The following is a 19,723-nucleotide window of genomic DNA, read 5'->3' as shown; positions in this document are numbered from 1 at the left end:
ATCATTCGTAGCCGGCCCGGTCGCTGAGATGGCAAGCGACGTACCCGCCGCGGTCTGAGAACCCATAATATAACTCCTGGAAGATGGCCGGACGGGCGAGCGTCAGGGCGTGATGTGTCAGCGCGGGGCGGCGGGGGTGACAGTCGGCGCGGCCCGCGGGCAGTTCCGATCAAGGATCGACAGCGCCAGCTGCGCAGCATCACGCGCGATCAGCGCGGCCTGCGGCACGGGTCGGCCGGAGAACTCGAGGACGGCGACAGCTTCGATCGCGGTCGAGTACGCCGTGCGACGCAGTTCAGCGCCCTTGCACACGTCGAGATGTGGGGTTCCCGCGCACGCGGATAGGCTCGCCGCGAGGGCGAGGGTCAGTAGCTTCTTCATGGTCAGTCCTTCGCGTGAGAGATCAGGACCAGGCGCCGGCGACTAGCGCAGCCTGGAATAACATGGCGTACCCGGCGACCTTCTCAGCGCGGTCGATCCCGTTGATGATGCGACGCGCCGACGTGAACTGTACGGTCGTTGCTGGCCCCTTCGCTGGCAGGTAGCTGGCGAACCGCTTCCCGGTGAACCAGCCTTCGGTCATGCCGAGCACCATGATCTGCGCGGAGATCTCGGTCTCCAGCGCCCGGTCATAGTTCGCCGTCAGCGAGCCGTTCAGCCCAAGCTCGTCGTCCGCGCGCTCGTAATTATAGTCGTGCGTCAGCTGGACATCACCGCGGCCGTACGCGACTTGGCCGCCATGTTTACCCGGTTTGCCGTATGGATAGTTGCGGCCGCGGCCGATCTCTGGAACCGGCTGCATCTTCTGCGCAGTCTCGTGGAACGAGGTGGCGAGCCCGTATGCGACGTACGCCAGAGGCGAGCCCTGCGCGGCGAACGCGGCAAGCTTCGCCTCGATGCCCTCGACTTGCGCCGTCGTCATCTTCCCGAACAGCGGGCGGATCGACGCGAAGAATTTATCCGGAGACGTCAGCCCTCGCGCGGGGCGCGCAGGGGCGGTCGCCGGCTTTGATGCCGTCGTCATAGTTATTATTCCCTGTCTGAAGAAAATCGGCTCGGTGGTCGTATCTTGGGTGCCGGGAACGAACGGCCCCGGCCGGCCCGCCTTGCGTTGACACCGGCGCTTGAGGCGGGCCGTTAACTTTACGGAACTAAAGACGAGGTCGGGAGATAACTTCCCGTCACGGTCGTCACCCGGCTTTGACCGGCCCGTCTCGTGTTTCTCTTGGCTATCGAGGCGGGCCGCTAATGATGAACCAAGCGTCAAATTTTGCGTTTGAACGAGGCCAGGTGCCCGGAAAGTGACTGGCCGGCCCGCTCCGCTCCTGATCAGGCAGGGCGGGCCGTTACTCGTCCGGAAACTTTTCCCTCAGCTTGCGTTATCTCGCGGCTGACCGGTCGGATCGCACCTGACCTCAGCCGGCCCGCCATTGCCCCTCCCGGTGAGGCGGGCCGTTATTCCGCTGGTGTAGCCGGGCCGGTCCCGGTGGTCTGAGGCGGAAGCTTGTCTACGAGGGTGCCGATCGTCGCATCTTGCTGCGCGCTGTTACCTTTCCCTACGTTGAGAACAGCGGCGACAGCGGCGCCAACGATCGGCCCTAGACCGGTGAAGAACCCGTCGACGAAACGGGTATTGTTCGCGGGCACCTGGTGAAAGAAGGAGATGGCGGCGAGCCCAACGTATCCAACGATCAGGGTCAGCGCGATCACGTAACGCCAGTGGCGGTCGACGTCCGTCATATCGTCATTCTCCGATTATGGGATAGCAGGCGCGGCGACGCTACCGATAGCCGCCCCCGCTTGCGCGCCGCGCTCGATTGCCACCTCTTGCTGCTGCCGGGCCCGCATCTGCTCGATGTGAACCACCGCCTCTGCGACCTTGTCGGGCGACGTCTTGAGCAGCATCAGCAGGGCGTCGAGGCACGCATCCGCATTATTCACCCGGTGACGCATAATCGCCATTTGAGCATCGTGGCGCAGTCGTTCTGCTTCAAGCTTGGCGTCCTGAACAGCCTTGTCGGCCTCAAGCTTCTGGACGCGCGTTATCAGGTCGTCCCTCAGCTTTTCCTCCGCATCCTGTTTGTTTTTCTGCATGGCCGGCCGGTTCTTCAGCCAAGCTGCGAAGGCACCGCCGCCCAAGACGAGGTTCACCAGACCAAAGACCGCGCCCCAGCCCCAGGTCATGCCAGCAAGGTGAGTGCTATCGGTCATGGCGCTGGTACCAAAAGGTCAGGCCAGACATCGCGATCGCGAGCAGTAGAGCGGTGCCATGCGAAATTAGCGGCTGGACATGGAACAGGAACGACAGGCGGTTGACTGCCAGTAGGAAGACGACGCCCCAGATGGGGTCCAGCGACCGCGCGCGGCGCCGCGCGATGCGCCAAACCGCCGGGGACAGGCACGCTAGGCAAATCAGCCATGCGCCCACGCTGACCGGCTGCGGGATGTCAGCCGCCATCATGCCGCGACCGCCTGGGCCGCGAAGCTTGTATTGCTCATGGTCATTCCTCGGATGCGACGGCCGTCAGGCCGACCAATTCCAGTTGATGGCGGTGTATGCGGCGCGCTTGGCCGCGATCGTCGTTGCCGCCTTGATTGCGGTCACGCCGGCTTGCTCGATCGCCTCGATGCGAGCAGCCTCAGCGTTGGCCGCGTCAGATCCTGCTGCGAAACGCGCGATGGCAGCAGCGGGGTTGGCCTCCCCGCGGAATGCGGCTTCGGCCATAGCGAAGCGGAACTTCCGCTTTTGCTTTATCAGCGACAGTCCGAGGAAGGCGGCCAACGCGGTTGCGACCGTGCTGCCGAGGTCATTCCAGCTGTCGACCTCGGATTGCTTCAGCGAATAGACGGTCTTTTTCGACCCGCCGGGCGACATCACCAGCATCCGACGTCGTTCGCCTTCGCTCTTCGCCTGGTCGACGAGCGTTGCCTCGACCTCTGCCGGCGTCTGAATCGTCAGCGTCAGCTCGCCGCGGTACTTCCCCACGGCACGCAAACGCCAAACTCCGACCGCGGTCGGCATGACAAACCCTATGGTGGCCGCGGCATCGTTGACGCTGATCCAGGCATCACCCGCGATCGTTGACCAGTCGATCGCGATCCGCGACTTGATCGCCCCGGCGTCGACGTAGGATGCGTCAAGGTCCGGCGAGATCGGCACCGCGATCGTGGAGTAGCCGGGGTATGCGGGCGGCAAGCTGGTCGACTGTCCACAGATCGCGCCCGTCTTGGTTTCGTAGGTCAGATACATCAGATCGCTACCCATGTGACTTTGAGGCTGATGTACGTGATCGTGTACGTCGCGCTGATCTGGGTGCTGTAGTAGTCACCCTCGTTAATGACGCCGCTGTCGTAGTTGTTGTTGCGGATCGTCGCTGTCCACGTCGGCGTGAAATCCGTGGTCGCCAGCACCGCCTGCGACGAGTTTGCCGCTGGCCTGTAGGTGTTGCCCTGAGTATCCACCGCGACGATCGTGATTCCGCCATCGCCAATGTAATCGACATAGTAGGGCCGCCCGTTACGCGTGCCAGCCACGCGCTGACCGGCATTGGAGTTCACTACGACGGTGAACTCGTAGATGAAGCGGCCAAGCGGCGGGATCTGCGTAAGGGCAAGAGACCAGGGCACAGTTGCTGTCTGCCCGGCCGGGGGGCTGATGTTGCCCGACCACGTCGCAGTACCCTCGCGCGTCATGCTAAACCGATCGAACTTCCGGGCGGTGATGGTGCCGTTGACCGTCAGGTTACCATCAATCTGGCCATCACCGGTAAGCGACCACGCACCGCCGTACTGATCCGACCATAGGCTAAGTGCAGCCCGGCCATTACCGGCATCCGCGACGATCCGGACATAGGCAGAAGCCTTGCCCTGAAGGTTGACGATCGCGCCGGCCTGTTGCGTTACCGAGGCGACGGTATCGTTATATTCGGCGCGGATTTGATCGACGCGCTGCCCGACCGTCTGCGTTGCATCTGATACAGCGGTGACTTCGGTAGTGATGCGGGTGTTGGTGTCGCCGAGGGCGCTGTTGAAGTTGGTGACAACGGTATTGAGCGTATTCCCGATCGATGTGTTCTGGTCGACCAGGGCCCGCGAGACCTGCGTGATCTCGGACCTGACCTCGGCGTCGTCGTAGAAACCCTCTGCGACAACCGCGTCGATACGCGATGCTAGAGCTTGGTCGGCATTCGTGAACGTCGTGGTGACGGACGAGATGCGAGCATCAGTTGCTATCTGAACCGCCCTATCGCCTCCCGATGAGAACCCGTTCCATGAGTTCTGGCCCTGACGAGCTACACCGATGTAGGGCCGCCAGAACCAGGCGTAGCTGTCGTTGGGGTTGCTTCCAGCGTAGGTGTTATGCTTCCGCATAAGCAGATACGCAGCCACCACGCCGGCAGGGACCTCGACGGATGGTACACCGGACCGCTTGAACGAGCTGGGATTGTTGCCCGACGCATCGCTTCCTGGGGTGAAAATCGTGTTGCCGTCGACGTAGCCAACGACCTGACCGGCCGTGTTGACCCAGCCTAGATAGATCGTTGTATCAACTCGATGTGAGGCACACATCGCCCAGAACTGTATGAACTCACCCGCCGTCACCGCAACCGGAGCCGAGGTCCAGTCGAAGTACGGCTCCTGCCCCTCGATCCGACCGATCTGGTGTATTGCCAGTACGTTCTCCCCGACGGGATGGAACTGATCCCCGGCGATATTGATCCCGTACTCGGGACGCGTCGGCGAGTAGGCTTCATACCACCCGTCAGTGCTGACGAAGGCTGTATTGCTGAGTAGGTTTCCGCCGGTACCGGAAAAACTGCTTTCAAAGGTGCTGATACTCTGAGCCAAAGCATCGTCGCGGGTGATCGCTGCTGTCTCTACGCGGGAGATCTCTGAACGAGCGACAGTATCGACGCCTTCGCTGCCGCCGCCGCCTTCGGCGATAAGGTCGGAAATCCTTTGCGAGATGGCATTCTCGCGACCGACTGCCGCTTGTTCCTTCGTCGTGACCAAGGCCCGCAAGTTCGTATCGGTCGTAGCAATCGAAGCGCTGACGGTCTGGATCGATTGCCCCAGAGCGGCGTCGCGTCCGATCGCGGCACTATCGACCCGGCCGACCTCTGTCTTGACCGCGGTATCGTCGTAGCCGCCGCTGGCCTCGATACTGTCGATCCGCGTATTTACCTCCGTTACGCGGGTGGTGATCTCGATAAAGGCGTCGTCCGCTCTGGTTTTGGCAGCATCGGCGAGGGCCTGGGCGGCAGTGATCTTCGCGCCAGCCTGCGCGACAGCTTTATTAACCGCCGGGATGGTCTCGTTTTCAAGTGCATCGGCGCGCGCTTTCAAGGCTGCCGCTGCGTCGAGCACGGTTTTCGAGGGCATTCCGCCAACGGCGTTCGTATCCTTCGACGTGTTGTCGCCGGTCACGTCGGCATTGTCCGTCGGCTTGGTGCCAGTGGGATCGGTTATGTCCGGCCATGCTACAGAACCGGGCGACACCGGTGCGATCGGCGGTGCCTTGCTCAGGCCCTCGATCGACAGCGACAGCATGCTGACGTTGATCCCGACCTCGATCGAGAAATCCTTGAAGAACCCGTAGACGATGAGGCTGTCGAGCCCGGTCTGCCCAATCCAGAGCGATGGCTGCGCACGCACCGTAGCGATCCGGTTCGCAACCACGTCGACCGCGTCCGTCCGGATCAGCGCCTTGGCTGTCATCCGCTTCGACCACGCGCGCTCGACGATCGTAACGTCGCCGAAGTCGTCCACGACCTTGCGGCTAAAGTCGGTGATACCGGCGCTGGGAGATGCCTCCGTGGTGCCGAGGCCGACGAGCTTGCCGACCAGCAGCGTCCCGATCGCGACGGCGCTGCCCGTGGCCGTCACGGTGACGCGCGTGATCCCAGCGGGGAGATCAAGGAACGTGATCGCACCCGCGCCCGCCGCCACGGTGCGATCATAACCGGTCGCCTGCACACGGACGTTCGCGGCGGTGACGTCGAGCAGCGCTACCGCCTGAATCACCGAAGCGTTGATGGTGACGGCGACTGAGGTGGCGGCCGTCGTCGACGTGCCGAGCGCCTGGTCGAATATCGCCCATCGGTTGGTCGGGCCGACGTCGATCCACAAGCCAGACGCGCCGGCAGGGTCGTTGCCGACATTGCCGGCGGTGGCAGACTCATAGATGCGGTGCGTCGCTGCCTTGATGACCTGCGCACCCATTGGATACGCCGTCTGCGCCGACCATTCTGGTGCGTCGTTCTCCGGCACGGTGCTGGAAACCAGATTGGCGTCGGCGATCGTCACCGGCTGCAGGAGCAGCAGCGTGGAGGTACCAGCTACGGCGGGATCGATGCCGGTATCTGCGACCGTTGCGGTCTCCGCGAGCCCCTCGACAGTCAGCGTGCAGTAGCTGAGGGGCGGTACGGCGTGATCGAGGTCGAACTCTTTGTAAAAGCCCCGCACGGAAAGCCATGCGATCTGTTCGTCGGCCACCCACAGAGCCGATGATGCGCGCAGGTTCGCCAACCGCTGCTGCAGCGTCGAGACGCCGTCGAACGGCAGCGCGAGCTTCACGGACATGCGCCGCGAGAACGCGCGCTCGACGACCGTCGTCACGCCGTAATCGTCGGTCACCCGACGGCTATAGTCGGTGATCCCGATCGTCGGCGTGGCTTCGGTATCGCCGAGCTCGATCGACGTGCCGCTGTCGAGAACGACCCTCATGCCGCTGCCACCGTGGCGATAGCGTCGCCGCCGCTCTGCGACGTCACGTCGTCGAGCTTCTTGGCGGTGCGTCCGGTGTTGCTGGCGATCGTCGCGAGGCCGGCGTTGGTATCGGCACGCAGCTGCGCGAGCTCCTCACGCAGCGTGCGGGTCTCGGCCGCCTGATCATCGTTCGCCGCGGTCGTGGTCGTCACCGGCTGGGCGGCGCTGACGGTATCCTGCGACGTCGCGATCGCGCTACCGACCTTGGTCAGCGCAGCCACGACGCCATAGGTCGCCTCGAGGCTGGCAGCGGTCTGCGCCTGCACCCGTGCCAGTTCCTGCCGGCTGGTGGCCTGCTCGGCTGCCGCAGCCAGCAGCGCCTGGCTCAGCGCGGGCAGGCTCTTGGCGGCATCCTGATCGCCGTTGCGCGCCGCCTCGGTCGCCGCGTTGAACTGGCTTTGCAGCACGGCGAAGCTGTTGCCGCCGGCGACGTCGGAAAGCCCGCGGATCCGCTTTACCTCGTCCATGATGCTGTCACCCACCGACGTCCACGCATCCGACAGCGCCTTGGCGGCCGTGGCGGCAGCCTGAGCGTCCTGGATCGCATAGATCTCCTGCTGAAGCGCGCGGTTGCTCGCATCGAGCCTTGCCAGATCGAGCGCGCGGATCGCCGCGGTATCGCCCTGCAGTTCGAGCAGCTGGCGCTGGAGATCCTGCCGCTCGCTGGCGATATCGGCCGCGCTCTTCGCACCCTCCATCGAGGTTTGCAGATCGGCGAACGCCGGCGCGAGCTTCAGCAGCGTGGCGTAGGTCGACTGGCCGGCCGTGGTGGTCAGATCCTGCGCTTCGACCAACTGGCGGAACGCGGCGAGCGTCGCGGGCATCACAAGGCCGAGGCTACCGAACACGCCGTTCAGCTGAGCTGTCTTGGCAGCTGCCTGCTCTTCCTTCGAGTAGAACGTCTCGAAATACGCACTGGCGGCGTCGGTCAGCGCCGAGACGCTGTCGAACTGATCGGCGAGGCCGAGCTTGACCGCGATCCCCATCGCCTGGGTGTTCGTGCCGAGCATGTCCAACGACGCGCCGACCGCCTCGACGGTCGATGCGACACGCACCAGCGTTTCGAACACGCCTTCGCCGACCTTCTGGAATTGCTCGAGGCCGGGGAAAGCGGCTGCCGCCATGCCGTCTGCTGCCGCACCGAACACGGCCGACAGCTTCTCCTCGATCTGCTCGCCGGTGAGCCCCTTCAGATCAATCTTGCCGATGTTGACGATGAAGCCGTTGAGCCGCGCCTGGACGTCGCCGGTGGCAACGCCGAGCGGGCCGGCAGCCGCGGCGATCGCGTCGTTGAACGATTTCAGGATCAGCGTGAACTGGTTCTCGAGCCCGGCATCGGCGCCGGTGTACTGCGTCGAGTATTTGGTGCTGGTCGTGATGCCGAACAGCTTCTTCTTCTTTTCGATGTCCGAATAGTAGGACGCATCGAAGCCGCTGTTGAGGATGCTGCCCACCGACTGGGGACCGCCCGACAGGCCGGTACCGATGACGCTGGTCTTCGAGCCGAACAGGCCACCGAGGATCCCGCCGATGACCGGGATCTTGCTGAGCACCGAGCCAATCGCGTTCGCCTTGAACCCTTCGGTCACGCCGGCGGACGCATCGATGTTGCCGGAGCGCACGACCAGGCTGGCGACGCCGCCGATCTGGCTGTCGATCGACTTCAGGGACGCGGACATTTCGCGGGCGAAGGTGTTCGTCAAGGTGTCCACCTCCTTCAGCGCGTCGATCGCGTTCTTGATGCTGTCGGACTGGGCCGACCTGTCGCCCAGCACGGTACCGGTGCCGGTGTTGGTCGGCGCCAGATCCTTCTTGCTGCCACCACCGAAGGAGCCTGCGATCGAGACGCCGATCGACGCCAGCGCGGCGATGGTTGCGGCGCCGGCGGCAATGTTCAGCGGGAACGGCAAGCTCTTGATCGCATTGACCACGGCCTCGGTCGCGCCGACCGCAATGCGCGCAACGCTGTTGGCGATCTTGGTGCCGGTCTCGATGGCATCCTGCGCGATCGCGCGCACCGACAGGGCGAACTGCACTAGGCGGAATGCTTTCTCCGCCGTCGCCATCGCTTTGTAGCCGTCCGAGCCTTCCTTGAAGAAGCCCTTCGCGGCCGAAGCCATATCGCCGAACGCGCCGATCTGCATCGACGACGAGCGCAACGAGTAAAGCCGGTTTTCGCGATCCGTGCGCTGCTGGTCGCCCTTCGATGCGTCGAGCGCTGCCTTATGCGCCTGCTCGAGCCGAGCCTGATCCGCATAATAGCCGGTCATCACGGTCAGCGCGTCGCCGATCGCCGAACCGACGTTGCCGAATGCATCGGCCATGCCCTGCGCGGCACGCTGTGCGGTCTGGTCAATCGTGTCGAACAGATCCGCGGTCGCGCCCAAGGCGGCGTTATATGCCTCTTGCGCCTGTCGATTGGTTTCTGCGCCGACCGCGATCTCGACCTGCTTGGCGACATAGTTAGTCGCGAACGCCGTCCCGAGGTCATAGCCCTTGGCCTGTAGCGCCTGCTCGGCCTGGAGCTTAGCCATCGCCTGCGCGCGCGCCATGTCCGTGGCACCGACGAGGCGCAATTCCTCGCGCTGCTGCGCGAGTTGGCGTTCGGCCTGTTGATCTGCGCCAGCGTAGAACGAACCGATCTCGGCCGCTTTCGCATCGCTGCGCGCGTCCTGCTGCGCCTTGAGGGCGGCAGTCGCCTTATCAACCTCAGCCTTCAGCCCGCGCTGCTGCGCAACCTCGATCGCTGCGAGCAGGGGCAGATCGGCGATACGATCCTGGACCAGTTCCGCAGCGCGCTCGGCCGGAACGTTGCCGGCCGCGACCAGTGCGTTGATCTCGGTCTGCACGCGCGCCTGGTCACGCATGACGCTGGCAGCTTTCGCCGAGTTCGACACGCGCTGGGCGATCTCGAGGCGGATCTCGCGGTTCACCGCCGCTTCGATATCGGCCTGCTGCTTGATCGCCTTGCTTTCGGCCTTCACCCGGGCTTCGGCGACCAGCGCCGCGGCGCCGGAGATGCCATAGGCCTCGGCGAGGTTGTACAGATTGCGGATCTGCGCTTCGGTTGCAGCGGCATCGCGCGCCAGCTGCTCGGCGTGCTTGTCCGTCTTGGGCTTCGGGATGTCGTTGTAGCCGATCGACTTGGCGATCCGCTCGCGGGCATTCGTGATCGCCGCTGCCTTCACGCGCGTGCCGAGCTTCGTCAGATACTTGTCGGCCGCATCATAGGCCGCGCCATAGGTCTTCTCTATCAGCTTCGGATCGCCCTGACCGATCAGCATCTTGCCGATGCCGAGGACGCCGCCCTTCTCGACCTCGCCAAGGTAGGCCTTGGTCCCGGCCACCCCGGCATAGATGCCGGCCATCGCCTGGCGCATGTATGACGTCAGGTCGTCGAGCACGCCCTTTACGCCCTTGGACATGCCCTTCATGTCGCCGACGAAATAATCGGAGATGTCCTTGCCCACGACGCTGAACAGCGCCTTGGAGGTGTCCGCCCAGGTGACGGTTTCCTCCTTGAGCTTGTAGAGCTCGGCCTTCGTCGCATTCGCGCCGCCGGTGATCTTGCCGAGGTCGCTCGTCAGCTGGTCGTTCTTCACGCCCTCGTTCACCCACCGATTGAACAGCGCGAAACCGGCGCCCAGGGCGGCGAAGCCGATGAGGACGGGCGCGAACCGTAGCGCGAGGGCGCCGACTTCCTTGCCGAAGCCGCGCAAACCGCCTTCGCTCATCTGCGCGACCTGGAAGATCTGCGCACCCTGCTGGATGAACACCTGGAAGGGCTTCTGCCCCGTGAGCAGCCCCTGCGTAATATCGGGCAACTGGACGGCGATGTTCTTGAGTGCGCCGGCGCTCCTAGTCGCCGAGCCTGCCAATTGCTCGTGTCGCTGGGCGGCCGTGTTCGTCCGCTCGATGAGCGCGCTTTCTGCGCGGCCAAGCTCCGCAGCGGAAGCACCTGCTGCGGTCATGACGCGCCGCGCCTCTGCGATCTCGTCGTTCAATCTGCTTTGCGCCGCTGCGGCCGGATCGATCATCGCGCGCAGCCGCGCCAGTGACGCGGCATCGCTCGCGGCCGCGGCCTCTTCAGCACGCAGGGCAGCGGCACCGCGGCGCGCGGCTGCTTCGAATTGATCGTGGGCGAATGCGGCCGATCGCAGACGCTGCGCATCATCGTCGCGGGCAGAGGCTGCCTGAGCGGCCTCGAACTCGCGCTGAGCCGCAGCGCCCTTGCGCGCTGCCATTTCGAACAGGCCATAGGCGTGCGCCGCCTCGCGGAGTCGGGCTGCCTCAGCGTCAGCCGAGGCAGCCTTTTGCGCGGCCTCTACCTCGCGAAGCGCGGCAAGTCCGCGGCGCGCGGCGCCCTCGAACAGGTCATGCGCAAATGCCGCGGACCGCATAGCCTGGGCCTCGCGCTCGGCCGCGGCTACCGCCTTCTCCGCAGCCTGCTGCTGATCCTGGGCAAGCGCCTCGGTCTCGGCCTTCACCTTGCGCATGGCCGCGAATTTCAGATCATAAAGGACAGACTCGCGAGCGCGCAACCGCGCGGCAAGGTCGCTATTGCCTTGCTCCTCGGCCGCGAGCGCGGTCGCCTCGATCTTGGCCGCGCGCATCTCATCGCGGGTTTTGCCGAACGCGGCAGCTTCGCGATCAAGAGACCGGATCAGCGCTTCGCCCGACTTCTCGACTTGTGCGGTCGCCTGGCGGACGGCCTGAAGTTCACGGGTAGCGGCATTCCCGAACGCGACGATGTTGGTGGTTGCGGCGGCGACGTCGACCATGCCGCGCGTGGCCCGCTCGATCCGGTTGGCATCCGCGAGCACCTTGGCCTCGGTCGACTCCATAGCCGCCTGCAGCTGGATCAGTTCGCCGAACGAACCGCCGGTGTCGATGACAAAACCGACTTCGAGTGCCGGGGAGGAATCGTCCATGGACATATGTCATCCTCCCCGGTCATCACCCCAGCACCATGCGCAACTGGGATTCTTCGATGTCCAACTCGCGCTGGGTCACCGGTGCCCGCCATGGCGGCGGACAGGTCTCGCTTTCGGCGATCCGCCCTTCGGCGAGGTAGGCTTTCGACAATTCGCGGATGAGCCGCGCTTCCCACGGCGCCAGGCGCACGCTGGTATTGTCCTGCCACGCCGCCAGTTCACGCGAACTGATCGGCACGGCGCCCATCCCGGCCGCCTCGGTCAGACCCATCTCGATGAGCCAGTCCGTGATGTGCGGCGCCGGGTTGGGCGGCATCGGCGGATTGATCTTCTTCCGCTTCAGATCGTCGATCCGGCTAAGCCTCGCCGTAGCCGGTTCCTCGCGCCCGCGTCGGCTGCGGGCATCCGGCTTGGGCGTGGCATGGAGCCACGCCATCTGCCGGACGTAGAGCTTCAGGCCGCCTTCGAGGCGGCGCTGAAGTTTCCCCAGTCGCCGACGAACTTCGTCACCTGCCGGGTGATGAAGCCGAGGCTCTGGTCGGCGTAGACGGCACGGTGCAGATCCTCACCGGTCACCGGCTCGCTCGCGCCTGCGGGCTGGTACTCGAAATTCTCGAAGTGCGACGTGAGCGCAGCGAGATCCTCGGCCGTTTCGGCAACGCGCTCTTCGGGCGTCGCTGCGGTGATCTTGCCGTCATTGTCCTGCATGCGCTTCAGCGCGCGCGCCGACTGGCGGGACTCGACGACACCGTATGCCTTGCTGCCCGGGCCATGCAGATGGATGAGGATCGGCAATTCGCGCTTGTCGTCGGCGAACAGCATTTCGCCGGCAGGGTTCTTGAGGTGGAGGGCGGCCGTGGCGGCGACGGCGAGCGATGCAATGTTGAAATTCACGGGATAGATCCTTCGCGGGAGGATGGCGCACTGACCCGCCCCGCACCCGCGATAGCGGGACGAGCCAGTGCAAAGGGTGCCGGCGTCGCGGGCGCCGGGAGGGGAAAGGTTTAGGTGGCGGCGACCTTCACGACCTTGGTGCAGATCTCGATCGTCGGCGTTGCCATCAGCATGCTGTCGGCACCGTCGGCGGTCTCCGGCGAGCCGAACGAACGGCCCTGGAAGAACCGCTTCGCACCGTCCTGATAGGTGACGCGGAACGAATAGAGCTTCTGCGTCTCGTCGTCGGACGCGGTCTGCAGGATAGTCTGGCCGGCATCGACGCTGTCGATCGCGATGGAGGGCTGTAGCGCGCCGTAGTCGGCCGAGCCCTTGTACTTCTGCTTGGCACCCTTCAGCGGCTGGAACTCCACCTTGGCGAAGCTGGCGCCGAACGAGCCGAGCTTCTCGACCTGGCCGATGTCGGTGAAGGTGAGCGCGGTATAGCCAGCCGCGTCCAGCGTGGCGGGCGTTGCGGCCGAGATCGCGAGCGACGAGCCCGCGGCAGTCTGTGAACCCATGGTCTTGCTCCTGGTAACGTAACGCCGGTCACGCCGGCTGATGGTCGCCCGCCGGGTGGCGAGCGAACGGGTTAGCTTGCCGTTTTGGCGGCGCGCGGGGTGCGGGGACGCTTGGCCCTGGCGGGCTTCGGCGTGTCGGCCGTGTCGGCCTTGCCGGTAGCTTCGACGAGACCAGCCGCGCGGTAGTTCTCGAACTCGCCCGCGGTCAGGTCGTGGGTCTCGCCGGCCGCAAACTTGCGCTCGGTCCCGGCATCGTTGAAGTCGCTCTTCACGGTCGCGCGGACGGTCTTTTCGGTATCGGACATGGTGGCCTCCTTGATTGTCAGGCGGGTTCGTCGAAGGAGACGCGGAAATCCTGCGTCTGCTCGAAGCTGTTGGCGGGACCGCCGACATCGGGGCCGGTGCCGGCGGTCAGGATCGACACGCGCAGCGCGCCGCCGATATTGCCGGTGAGGCCGCCGCATAGTCGTTTGATGATCTTGATGAGCGCGATCTGGTCGGCATAGCTCGAGGCACGGACTGCGACCGAGACGCGGTCGGTGACCCGCCACACACTGCCGCGTTTCAACCATTGCCGATCGATCGAACTGACGGTGCGCAGAAGCAGCGCGGGCAGCACGATGTTGTCGGGAAGTGAGCCCGCCTTGATCCGCTCGATCGGCACGCGCTCGACCAGCGCCGGGTGGTCGCGCAGAACCGCGCCAACGATCTCGACGCCGGTCATTCGCTATCCCCCGCATCGGCTTCGCCAGTAATACGGCCTGCCCGCAGGCGGCTGTTGATGTGCGCCTGCGCCGCGGCGACCGCCTCCACGCCTTTCACGTCCAGCGAAACGCGCATGAACGGATGAGCGGTCGCACCCTTGTGGAAGACCGTTGCGCCGACAAACTTGCCGCCGATGACGAGCGAGCCTTTCTCTTTGCCGACGGTATTGATCCGCTTCACCGACATGCCGCGGCGCTGGGAGTCGTCGACGCTGATAAAATGCGGGGCTGTCCCGTATTCCAGCCATGTCCCGACAGAGCGCGCCCAACCGGGTTTGACGTAGACCTTCACGGTGACCTGACCGGTGCCGCGCTTGGCCTTCATCGTCAGCGCCTCGTCGACGTCCTGCGAAATGGACCGTTCTTTCGCTTCGGCCAGGATCACCGCGCCGCCCGCGCGCGCCGCGCCCATCAGGAGCCGGCTTTCGATCTGCGCGGGAAGTTGCGACATGAAGCGCTTGACCGCACTGCCGCCACGAGAGGTCGCCATCAGGCCGCGTTGCCAGCGACGCTGTAGTCCTCGACCATAAACTCGATGCCCGATCGCTGTCGGATGACAGCCGGACCAGCAGTGATTTGCATGATCCGGCTTCCCATGACGAACCGCATGCTGGCGGTGATATCGTCCCGCGCCCTCATGCGAACGCGGGCGGGGCGAGTGGCGACATTGATGCCCTCGGCAAGCTTCTCGCCTCGGCTGGGCAGCATATCGACGACGCTAGCCCAAACCTCATCGACCAGTTCCCAGGTGCCGGAGCCTGCACCGGTAAGCGATGTGTCGGCGACCGGTCGCTCGATGCGAATGAAGTCCGGAATCTCCCCGGCGGTCAGCTGCGTCATACGCTCATTATCCGAAGCGGATTGATCAGCCATTGGACGGCGAACGGGAGCTCGGTGACATTGACCGCGCCGGCCTCACGGTTCGCGTACCACTGGCCGATGAGCAGCAACGACGCCTGCGAGACTATCTCGGTGTCCCGATCATCGAGGGCGGGCACGTCCGCAGCGAAATCCCTGTCGGTGGCATTCTCGATTGCCCGGCGCGCCGCCGAGATCAGGATGTTGAGGTAATTGTCCTCACGATCCGACGTGCCAAGGCGCAGATGCGTCTTCACATGCTCTAGCGTGATGGGCTCTACAGCCATGCGCGCACCTCGTAGACTGAGAGTTCCGGGACCGACCAAGGGGTCAAGCCGATCCGGAAATGGGAAGTTCAAGCGGTGCGTATGACCTGGGCTAGTTCGAACAGGTCAGCGGTCAACTCGCTGCCATCGTCCTTCGTCGCGACGATGCTCATCGCCTTGGGGTCGGCGTACAGAGCAATTATTTCGGGAGCCGCGCGACCTGGCGCGCCATCGGCGCCGCGCTCGCCACGGTCACCGCGATCGCCGCGCTTGCCGCGCCCGGCCGAGAGCATCCAGCCATCACCTGGAATCTCGCCAGGCTCATTGCGCTTGGCGCGCCACTCCGAGCCGTTGAAACTGACCGTGTCCATTGCGCGATACTGCGCGTCTGGGTCGAACAAACCACGTGCTTCACCGTGGTAGGCGTCCTTGCCATCGACACCATCGCGCCCATCCACGCCGGGCAAACCTTGCGGGCCTTGCTCGCCATCACGTCCCGGTGCGCCATCGACTCCGTTTAAGCCATCGGCCCCATCACGTCCCGGTGCGCCGGCTAGTCCGTCGGCCCCGTTCGCGCCATCACGGCCGGGCGCGCCTTCTGGGCCGTCCTTGCCATCGACGCCGTCGCGACCTGGCTCGCCAGCTATACCCGGCTGACCGTCCGCCCCGTCCTTACCGTCGACGCCGGGCGCGCCATCCGCACCGCGCTCACCAGCCGCGCCGTCTTGCCCAGGCGCACCGTCCGTGCCGTTCAGACCGTCGATGCCGTCGCGACCAGGGGCGCCGTCCTTGCCGTCTACGCCATCACGACCAGCCGCACCATCCTTCAAGGAGGCTAGGCGGTCCTTCAGATCGCGCATCACATTGGCGAAGTCGCGATCGCGGATGACATCCGCCTGACGGCTCTCAGCCATGAACGCGCGGTGCTCGGCTGCCCGGAGCGCCTCTGCCCGATCCGCCTCGACGCGAACGTCGGCAAGCATCTTGCGCACGGCGTCTCGCGCGCCATCGACGAAAGCACGGACCTCGATATCATCCATATATCTGGCTCGCTTCCTTCTGGCGCAGGGCTTGGTATCGCCGCGCTTGATCCTCGGGAGCCTCGACAGGCAGAGCCACGGATTCAGGCGGGGAGGGCGGTACGGACGGCTCCTTCGCCGCGCTTGCCGCAACGCTTAGCGGAATATCCTGCTGCTGCACCCATGGCTCGTTGCCGCCATCGACCGGCCCCATTTCGAAATCGGCACGCGCTGTGTTCCGATCAAAGATTCCGCCCTTCGTACCGGCAGCCCAGCCTTCTACGCGTTCCTTGAACGACGAGCGCTGCAGGGCGCTGGTATCGAACTCGAGATACTCGTCGGGCTGTCCACCGAGCTTGAAGAACAGTCCTATCGCCTCTTCGATGTGATTCAGGACGAAGCCGAGACCGCTGGCGAGCCAGAACTGCATCAGCGTTTCAGTCGACGCGACCGCCTTGGCCTCCTCGCCAACGATAGCCGGCGGAACGCGGTAGACGCTCGCGATCGCCTTGTCCGACAGCTTCAGCATGTCGACCAGCTGCGAGTCCGTGGCCTTCGCGCCGATCGGCGTCGCCTTCAGACCGGCGGTCAGGATCGGCGTACTGCCCTGGTTGAGGCCCCTGGATTGTTCATTCCAAGCCTCGCGGAGCATGTCGACCTGCTCCTTTTTCAAAACCTGCTCGGTCGTCAGCACGAAAGAAGGCCGGGACTGGTTGAGGAAGAAATTGATCTGCTGCGTCAGGGCAGCATTGCCGGCCGCTATCTGCAGTCCAGCCGCGGCGAGCGGCGTCTCGCCAACCAGGGTGTGGCGCGGCGTATGAAGGCGAAGATGCAGCACGTCGCGCGCCGGGACGGTGAAGCCCGCGCCGATCTGGCGGTCGATTACCTCGTTGCCCGCCAGATGATAGAATACCGAGCCGTCGTAAGCGACCTGCGCAAAGCTGGTGCGCGGATCCATGAGGTGGAGTTCGGTGATCTCGTACCGGTCGTTGCGAAGCGCGAGGGCGTATGCGTTTCCCTCCAGCAGCAGGCCTCGGACCGCGTTGAGCAGGAAGTCAGAAATGGTCTGGTAGGCGTTCGGTTTCTTGATCAACCGGACAAGGGCGGAATTTGGAACTCGGACACGGCCCTCCCCCTCGGCACGGCGCCAGTGATTGCCGGGGCACATCGCGATCGTCTGCGCATAGGCTGAGACGCAGGCCTCGACCATTGCGGACCCGCGGGGGCTTTGGACGTCATAGCCCATCTGCCAGAAATTCAGGTTCCGACCAGCCTCAGGCGACAGCCACCCGCCGGTAATAGGTAGGTCGTAGGGGCCTTCCCGATATTCACCCTCGACGCTCTTCGCGCTGCGCGGGGCATCATAGCGCTGCTGCGCTACGGCCGCGCGCGTGGACAGCTTATAGCCGCCCAGGCTCGAAACGGTCTGAGTGACGGGAAGGCCCACTACTTAGCCCGCCTTCGACTGGCGGGTCTTGTAGCCGCCGGGCTCGCCGCGGTGGATCTTGTTCAGCTCCTCCTGAGTCGGCGTCGGCTGCATGGCCTCGACCTCCTCCATCGCCGCGACAGCGTTCGCGCGCACATCGTCTGCGCGCTGAGCCTCGTCGACCTTGGCGCCTGCGGTCGACTTCTCGGCCGCTGGCTTGCTCGTTACGTCATTCATGGGTCCCTCTCCTTGCAAGCGAGGTTATCCGGCCACCCGACGGGGTGGCCGGGGGGTCATCACCAGGTGACGCCGGTCACCACCGCGACCATGCCGGCACGACGCATCGCCCAGTTCATGTCGAGGATCATGCGGAGCGCGATGCTGTCGGTCTGGAACATCGACCGGACCGGCGCGGCCACGACGTTGGGCGTACCCGCCGCCGAGATCGCAAGCGGCGTCGTATCCTCCATGTGGAGCGTAGCCTGATCGCTGACGTCGAAGCGCGGTTCGTCACCCGTGGCGGTGAAGAAGTCCGCGGCGTCCACGAGGGCTACGGTGCCCTGCGGAACGGTTGCCGACTGGGCCACCGGATACCCGAGCAGCGTACCGGCGCGCAGGTCGGCCGCGAACGGGAAATCGCCGCCCGCGTTCTGGGTCAGGGAGATCGAGAGCGCCTGGACCGGGTTCATGATCCAGACCGGCTGGCGGATGTTGCCGTTCGACGAGGTGATCAGCGAGGCAACGAGCGCCTTGAGATCGGCGACGAGGGCCGCGAAACCACCGCCCGCCGTCGCAGTCGAAGCCGTCACGCCGTTGCGAAGACCCGCAGGACGAATGACGGTTGCGGCACCGGCATCCATGAGCACGGTGTCGATCGCCACGCCGGTGTCTTCCTGAATCGCCTGACGCAGGATCTGCTCGATGTCCGGCGTCGACTTCTCCGCGATCTCGCGCGTGAAGGTGGTGATGACGGCCATCTTCTTGGGCGTCAGCGGCGTTGCGCTGAACGCTGCCTGCCGAACGGGGATCGGCGCGCCCTGGCCGACGAACGAGCCGGCAACCGACGTGCCGGACGAGCGCGCGGGAAGCGAGACGACGCCGTTGCGACCAAAGGTGAAGCGACCGCCGATGTCGCGCAGGACCGGGTAGATCGACTTGCCGACCAGCTGCTCGATCAGGTCGAGAGTTGCCGTCTGGACGAGCTCGGCAGCCCAGCCGACCGCGGTCGTGGTCGCGGGGACCGTTGCCGCCTTGGTGGTGATCGCCAGCATGGCCTTGATGCTGTCGTCTTCGCCGTAACGGCCGGTGAGAACGTCCTGCATCGAGCGCCGCTCGATGTGGCTGAGCAACTGCACGACGGCCGAACGGACGATCAGGTCGCTCGCCGCGCTCTTCTTCGCCGGCATTGCGAACGGGCGACGGGTGTCGACGGAACGCTCGACGATGACGGTACCGGTGGTGCCGTTGGGTGCAGCCGTCTTGGTGGCGAGCGCTGCCTCTGCCCGCTGCAGCGAGGCGAGCTTGCTCTCGGCTTCGCCGAGCGACTTGGTGATCTCGTCGCTGACCGTCTCGTCGAAGTTCTCATCGTTGAGGTGGGCGGTCAGTGCGTCCTTCTGCTGGACGACGGCATTCTGCGCATCGACGATGCGTTCGGCGAGGGTCTTCATGGTCTGTGGCTTTCGAACTGGAGGTTGGCTGGCGGGCTCGCCGGGGGACCCGCTCCGCTCAATCGCGACGATCTGTTCGGCTGGCTCGCCAAAGATCACCCGTTGCACGTCATCGGAAAGGTTGAGGCTCTTGGCGATCGCCAAGGCGTTCGGGTTCGCCGGGATGCTCACGACGGAGCATTCGACCAGCGCGGCCCGTTTGAATTTCACACCGCCGTTCGGCAGCGGCTCGGTATCGATCGGGCGGAAGCCGACCGACACCGCGCGCAGCATGCCTGCCTCGACGAACGCGCGAATCTCGTCAACGCGCGGCGACATGCCGCGGGGCAGGAGCTCAAGGCGACCGCGCAGCGCACCGCCTTGGACCCGCACGTTCTTCCACACGCCCAGCGGCAGATCAGCCTTGTGGCTGAACAGCGCGATCGGATTCCCGACGAAGTCTCCGAGATCCCAGCCCGACTGGACGATGACATCGCCCATACGGTCGACCGTCGCGTCCGACATGATGAACTCGAGAGGGTCATCGCCCGGTGCGCGGGCCATCGTTTTCACGATCGTCTGCATGAT

Annotated in this window: 20 protein-coding genes; all 20 read right to left on the bottom strand. The window is 64.9% G+C overall.

Annotation, left to right across the window (positions count from 1 at the left end):
• Positions 1–117: 117 nt before the first annotated feature.
• The gene (locus C8J40_RS18025) at positions 118–381 is read right to left on the bottom strand and encodes a hypothetical protein (protein WP_132898169.1); all 264 of its coding nucleotides are present in this window, start codon (positions 379–381) and stop codon (positions 118–120) included.
• A gap of 22 nt (positions 382–403) precedes the next feature.
• Positions 404–1,024, bottom strand: coding sequence for a hypothetical protein (locus C8J40_RS18020; protein WP_132898168.1), 621 nt, complete (start codon positions 1,022–1,024; stop codon positions 404–406).
• A 431-nt stretch (positions 1,025–1,455) separates the two neighbouring features.
• Positions 1,456–1,740, bottom strand: a complete 285-nt coding sequence (locus C8J40_RS18015; protein ID WP_132898167.1) for a hypothetical protein — start codon at positions 1,738–1,740, stop codon at positions 1,456–1,458.
• Between the two features lie 15 nt (positions 1,741–1,755).
• Positions 1,756–2,211 carry a hypothetical protein gene (locus tag C8J40_RS18010; protein ID WP_132898166.1) on the bottom strand — a complete coding sequence of 152 codons (456 nt, stop codon included), beginning with the start codon at positions 2,209–2,211 and terminating at the stop codon, positions 1,756–1,758.
• Complete coding sequence (locus C8J40_RS18005; protein ID WP_132898165.1) at positions 2,201–2,461, bottom strand: hypothetical protein; 261 nt, start codon at positions 2,459–2,461, stop codon at positions 2,201–2,203. Before C8J40_RS18005 ends, C8J40_RS18010 begins: the two co-directional genes overlap by 11 nt.
• 63 nt (positions 2,462–2,524) lie before the next feature.
• Entirely contained in the window at positions 2,525–3,265 is a 741-nt protein-coding gene (locus C8J40_RS18000) for a hypothetical protein (RefSeq protein WP_165911501.1), read from the bottom strand.
• Positions 3,250–6,726: a hypothetical protein gene (locus tag C8J40_RS17995; RefSeq protein WP_132898163.1), complete on the bottom strand. Its 3,477-nt coding sequence runs from the start codon at positions 6,724–6,726 to the stop codon at positions 3,250–3,252. Before C8J40_RS17995 ends, C8J40_RS18000 begins: the two co-directional genes overlap by 16 nt.
• Positions 6,723–11,699 (bottom strand): hypothetical protein, encoded by a 4,977-nt coding sequence (locus C8J40_RS17990; protein WP_132898162.1) that lies wholly within the window; start codon positions 11,697–11,699, stop codon positions 6,723–6,725. The genes C8J40_RS17995 and C8J40_RS17990 overlap by 4 nt, the downstream gene beginning before the upstream one ends.
• 25 nt (positions 11,700–11,724) lie before the next feature.
• Complete coding sequence (locus tag C8J40_RS17985; protein WP_243693476.1) at positions 11,725–12,138, bottom strand: hypothetical protein; 414 nt, start codon at positions 12,136–12,138, stop codon at positions 11,725–11,727.
• A 17-nt stretch (positions 12,139–12,155) separates the two neighbouring features.
• The gene (locus tag C8J40_RS17980) at positions 12,156–12,596 is read right to left on the bottom strand and encodes a hypothetical protein (protein ID WP_132898161.1); all 441 of its coding nucleotides are present in this window, start codon (positions 12,594–12,596) and stop codon (positions 12,156–12,158) included.
• 110 nt (positions 12,597–12,706) lie between these two features.
• Positions 12,707–13,156 (bottom strand): hypothetical protein, encoded by a 450-nt coding sequence (locus tag C8J40_RS17975; RefSeq protein WP_132898160.1) that lies wholly within the window; start codon positions 13,154–13,156, stop codon positions 12,707–12,709.
• A 71-nt stretch (positions 13,157–13,227) separates the two neighbouring features.
• Entirely contained in the window at positions 13,228–13,461 is a 234-nt protein-coding gene (locus C8J40_RS17970) for a hypothetical protein (protein ID WP_132898159.1), read from the bottom strand.
• A 17-nt stretch (positions 13,462–13,478) separates the two neighbouring features.
• Positions 13,479–13,880, bottom strand: coding sequence for a hypothetical protein (locus tag C8J40_RS17965; RefSeq protein WP_132898158.1), 402 nt, complete (start codon positions 13,878–13,880; stop codon positions 13,479–13,481).
• Positions 13,877–14,410 carry an HK97 gp10 family phage protein gene (locus tag C8J40_RS17960; RefSeq protein ID WP_243693475.1) on the bottom strand — a complete coding sequence of 178 codons (534 nt, stop codon included), beginning with the start codon at positions 14,408–14,410 and terminating at the stop codon, positions 13,877–13,879. The genes C8J40_RS17965 and C8J40_RS17960 overlap by 4 nt, the downstream gene beginning before the upstream one ends.
• Complete coding sequence (locus C8J40_RS17955; RefSeq protein ID WP_132898156.1) at positions 14,410–14,760, bottom strand: head-tail adaptor protein; 351 nt, start codon at positions 14,758–14,760, stop codon at positions 14,410–14,412. The genes C8J40_RS17960 and C8J40_RS17955 overlap by 1 nt, the downstream gene beginning before the upstream one ends.
• Positions 14,757–15,065, bottom strand: coding sequence for a head-tail connector protein (locus C8J40_RS17950; RefSeq protein ID WP_132898155.1), 309 nt, complete (start codon positions 15,063–15,065; stop codon positions 14,757–14,759). The genes C8J40_RS17955 and C8J40_RS17950 overlap by 4 nt, the downstream gene beginning before the upstream one ends.
• Positions 15,066–15,133: 68 nt before the next feature.
• Positions 15,134–16,084, bottom strand: a complete 951-nt coding sequence (locus C8J40_RS17945; RefSeq protein ID WP_132898154.1) for a hypothetical protein — start codon at positions 16,082–16,084, stop codon at positions 15,134–15,136.
• Positions 16,077–17,510, bottom strand: a complete 1,434-nt coding sequence (locus C8J40_RS17940; RefSeq protein ID WP_132898153.1) for a phage portal protein — start codon at positions 17,508–17,510, stop codon at positions 16,077–16,079. The genes C8J40_RS17945 and C8J40_RS17940 overlap by 8 nt, the downstream gene beginning before the upstream one ends.
• Before the next feature lie 3 nt (positions 17,511–17,513).
• Complete coding sequence (locus C8J40_RS17935) at positions 17,514–17,726, bottom strand: hypothetical protein (protein WP_132898152.1); 213 nt, start codon at positions 17,724–17,726, stop codon at positions 17,514–17,516.
• Between the two features lie 59 nt (positions 17,727–17,785).
• Positions 17,786–19,720 (bottom strand): phage major capsid protein, encoded by a 1,935-nt coding sequence (locus C8J40_RS17930; protein WP_132898151.1) that lies wholly within the window; start codon positions 19,718–19,720, stop codon positions 17,786–17,788.
• Between the last annotated feature and the right edge of the window lie 3 nt (positions 19,721–19,723).

It is taken from the genome of Sphingomonas sp. PP-CC-3A-396, assembly GCF_004343105.1.
Lineage (GTDB): Bacteria > Pseudomonadota > Alphaproteobacteria > Sphingomonadales > Sphingomonadaceae > Sphingomonas.
Note: the sequence above shows the minus strand (reverse complement) of the source record. Positions and strands in the feature narration are given on the sequence as shown.

Bases quoted from the DNA above. Each gene is read 5' to 3' on its own strand.
- C8J40_RS18025 (WP_132898169.1), bottom strand. From the start codon at position 381: ATGAAGAAGCTACTGACCCTCGCCCTCGCGGCGAGCCTATCCGCGTGC.
- C8J40_RS18020 (WP_132898168.1), bottom strand. From the start codon at position 1,024: ATGACGACGGCATCAAAGCCGGCGACCGCCCCTGCGCGCCCCGCGCGA.
- C8J40_RS18015 (WP_132898167.1), bottom strand. From the start codon at position 1,740: ATGACGGACGTCGACCGCCACTGGCGTTACGTGATCGCGCTGACCCTG.
- C8J40_RS18010 (WP_132898166.1), bottom strand. From the start codon at position 2,211: ATGACCGATAGCACTCACCTTGCTGGCATGACCTGGGGCTGGGGCGCG.
- C8J40_RS18005 (WP_132898165.1), bottom strand. From the start codon at position 2,461: ATGATGGCGGCTGACATCCCGCAGCCGGTCAGCGTGGGCGCATGGCTG.
- C8J40_RS18000 (WP_165911501.1), bottom strand. From the start codon at position 3,265: ATGGGTAGCGATCTGATGTATCTGACCTACGAAACCAAGACGGGCGCG.
- C8J40_RS17995 (WP_132898163.1), bottom strand. From the start codon at position 6,726: ATGAGGGTCGTTCTCGACAGCGGCACGTCGATCGAGCTCGGCGATACC.
- C8J40_RS17990 (WP_132898162.1), bottom strand. From the start codon at position 11,699: ATGGACGATTCCTCCCCGGCACTCGAAGTCGGTTTTGTCATCGACACC.
- C8J40_RS17985 (WP_243693476.1), bottom strand. From the start codon at position 12,138: ATGGCGTGGCTCCATGCCACGCCCAAGCCGGATGCCCGCAGCCGACGC.
- C8J40_RS17975 (WP_132898160.1), bottom strand. From the start codon at position 13,156: ATGGGTTCACAGACTGCCGCGGGCTCGTCGCTCGCGATCTCGGCCGCA.
- C8J40_RS17970 (WP_132898159.1), bottom strand. From the start codon at position 13,461: ATGTCCGATACCGAAAAGACCGTCCGCGCGACCGTGAAGAGCGACTTC.
- C8J40_RS17965 (WP_132898158.1), bottom strand. From the start codon at position 13,880: ATGACCGGCGTCGAGATCGTTGGCGCGGTTCTGCGCGACCACCCGGCG.
- C8J40_RS17960 (WP_243693475.1), bottom strand. From the start codon at position 14,410: ATGGCGACCTCTCGTGGCGGCAGTGCGGTCAAGCGCTTCATGTCGCAA.
- C8J40_RS17955 (WP_132898156.1), bottom strand. From the start codon at position 14,760: ATGACGCAGCTGACCGCCGGGGAGATTCCGGACTTCATTCGCATCGAG.
- C8J40_RS17950 (WP_132898155.1), bottom strand. From the start codon at position 15,065: ATGGCTGTAGAGCCCATCACGCTAGAGCATGTGAAGACGCATCTGCGC.
- C8J40_RS17945 (WP_132898154.1), bottom strand. From the start codon at position 16,084: ATGGATGATATCGAGGTCCGTGCTTTCGTCGATGGCGCGCGAGACGCC.
- C8J40_RS17935 (WP_132898152.1), bottom strand. From the start codon at position 17,726: ATGAATGACGTAACGAGCAAGCCAGCGGCCGAGAAGTCGACCGCAGGC.
- C8J40_RS17930 (WP_132898151.1), bottom strand. From the start codon at position 19,720: ATGCAGACGATCGTGAAAACGATGGCCCGCGCACCGGGCGATGACCCT.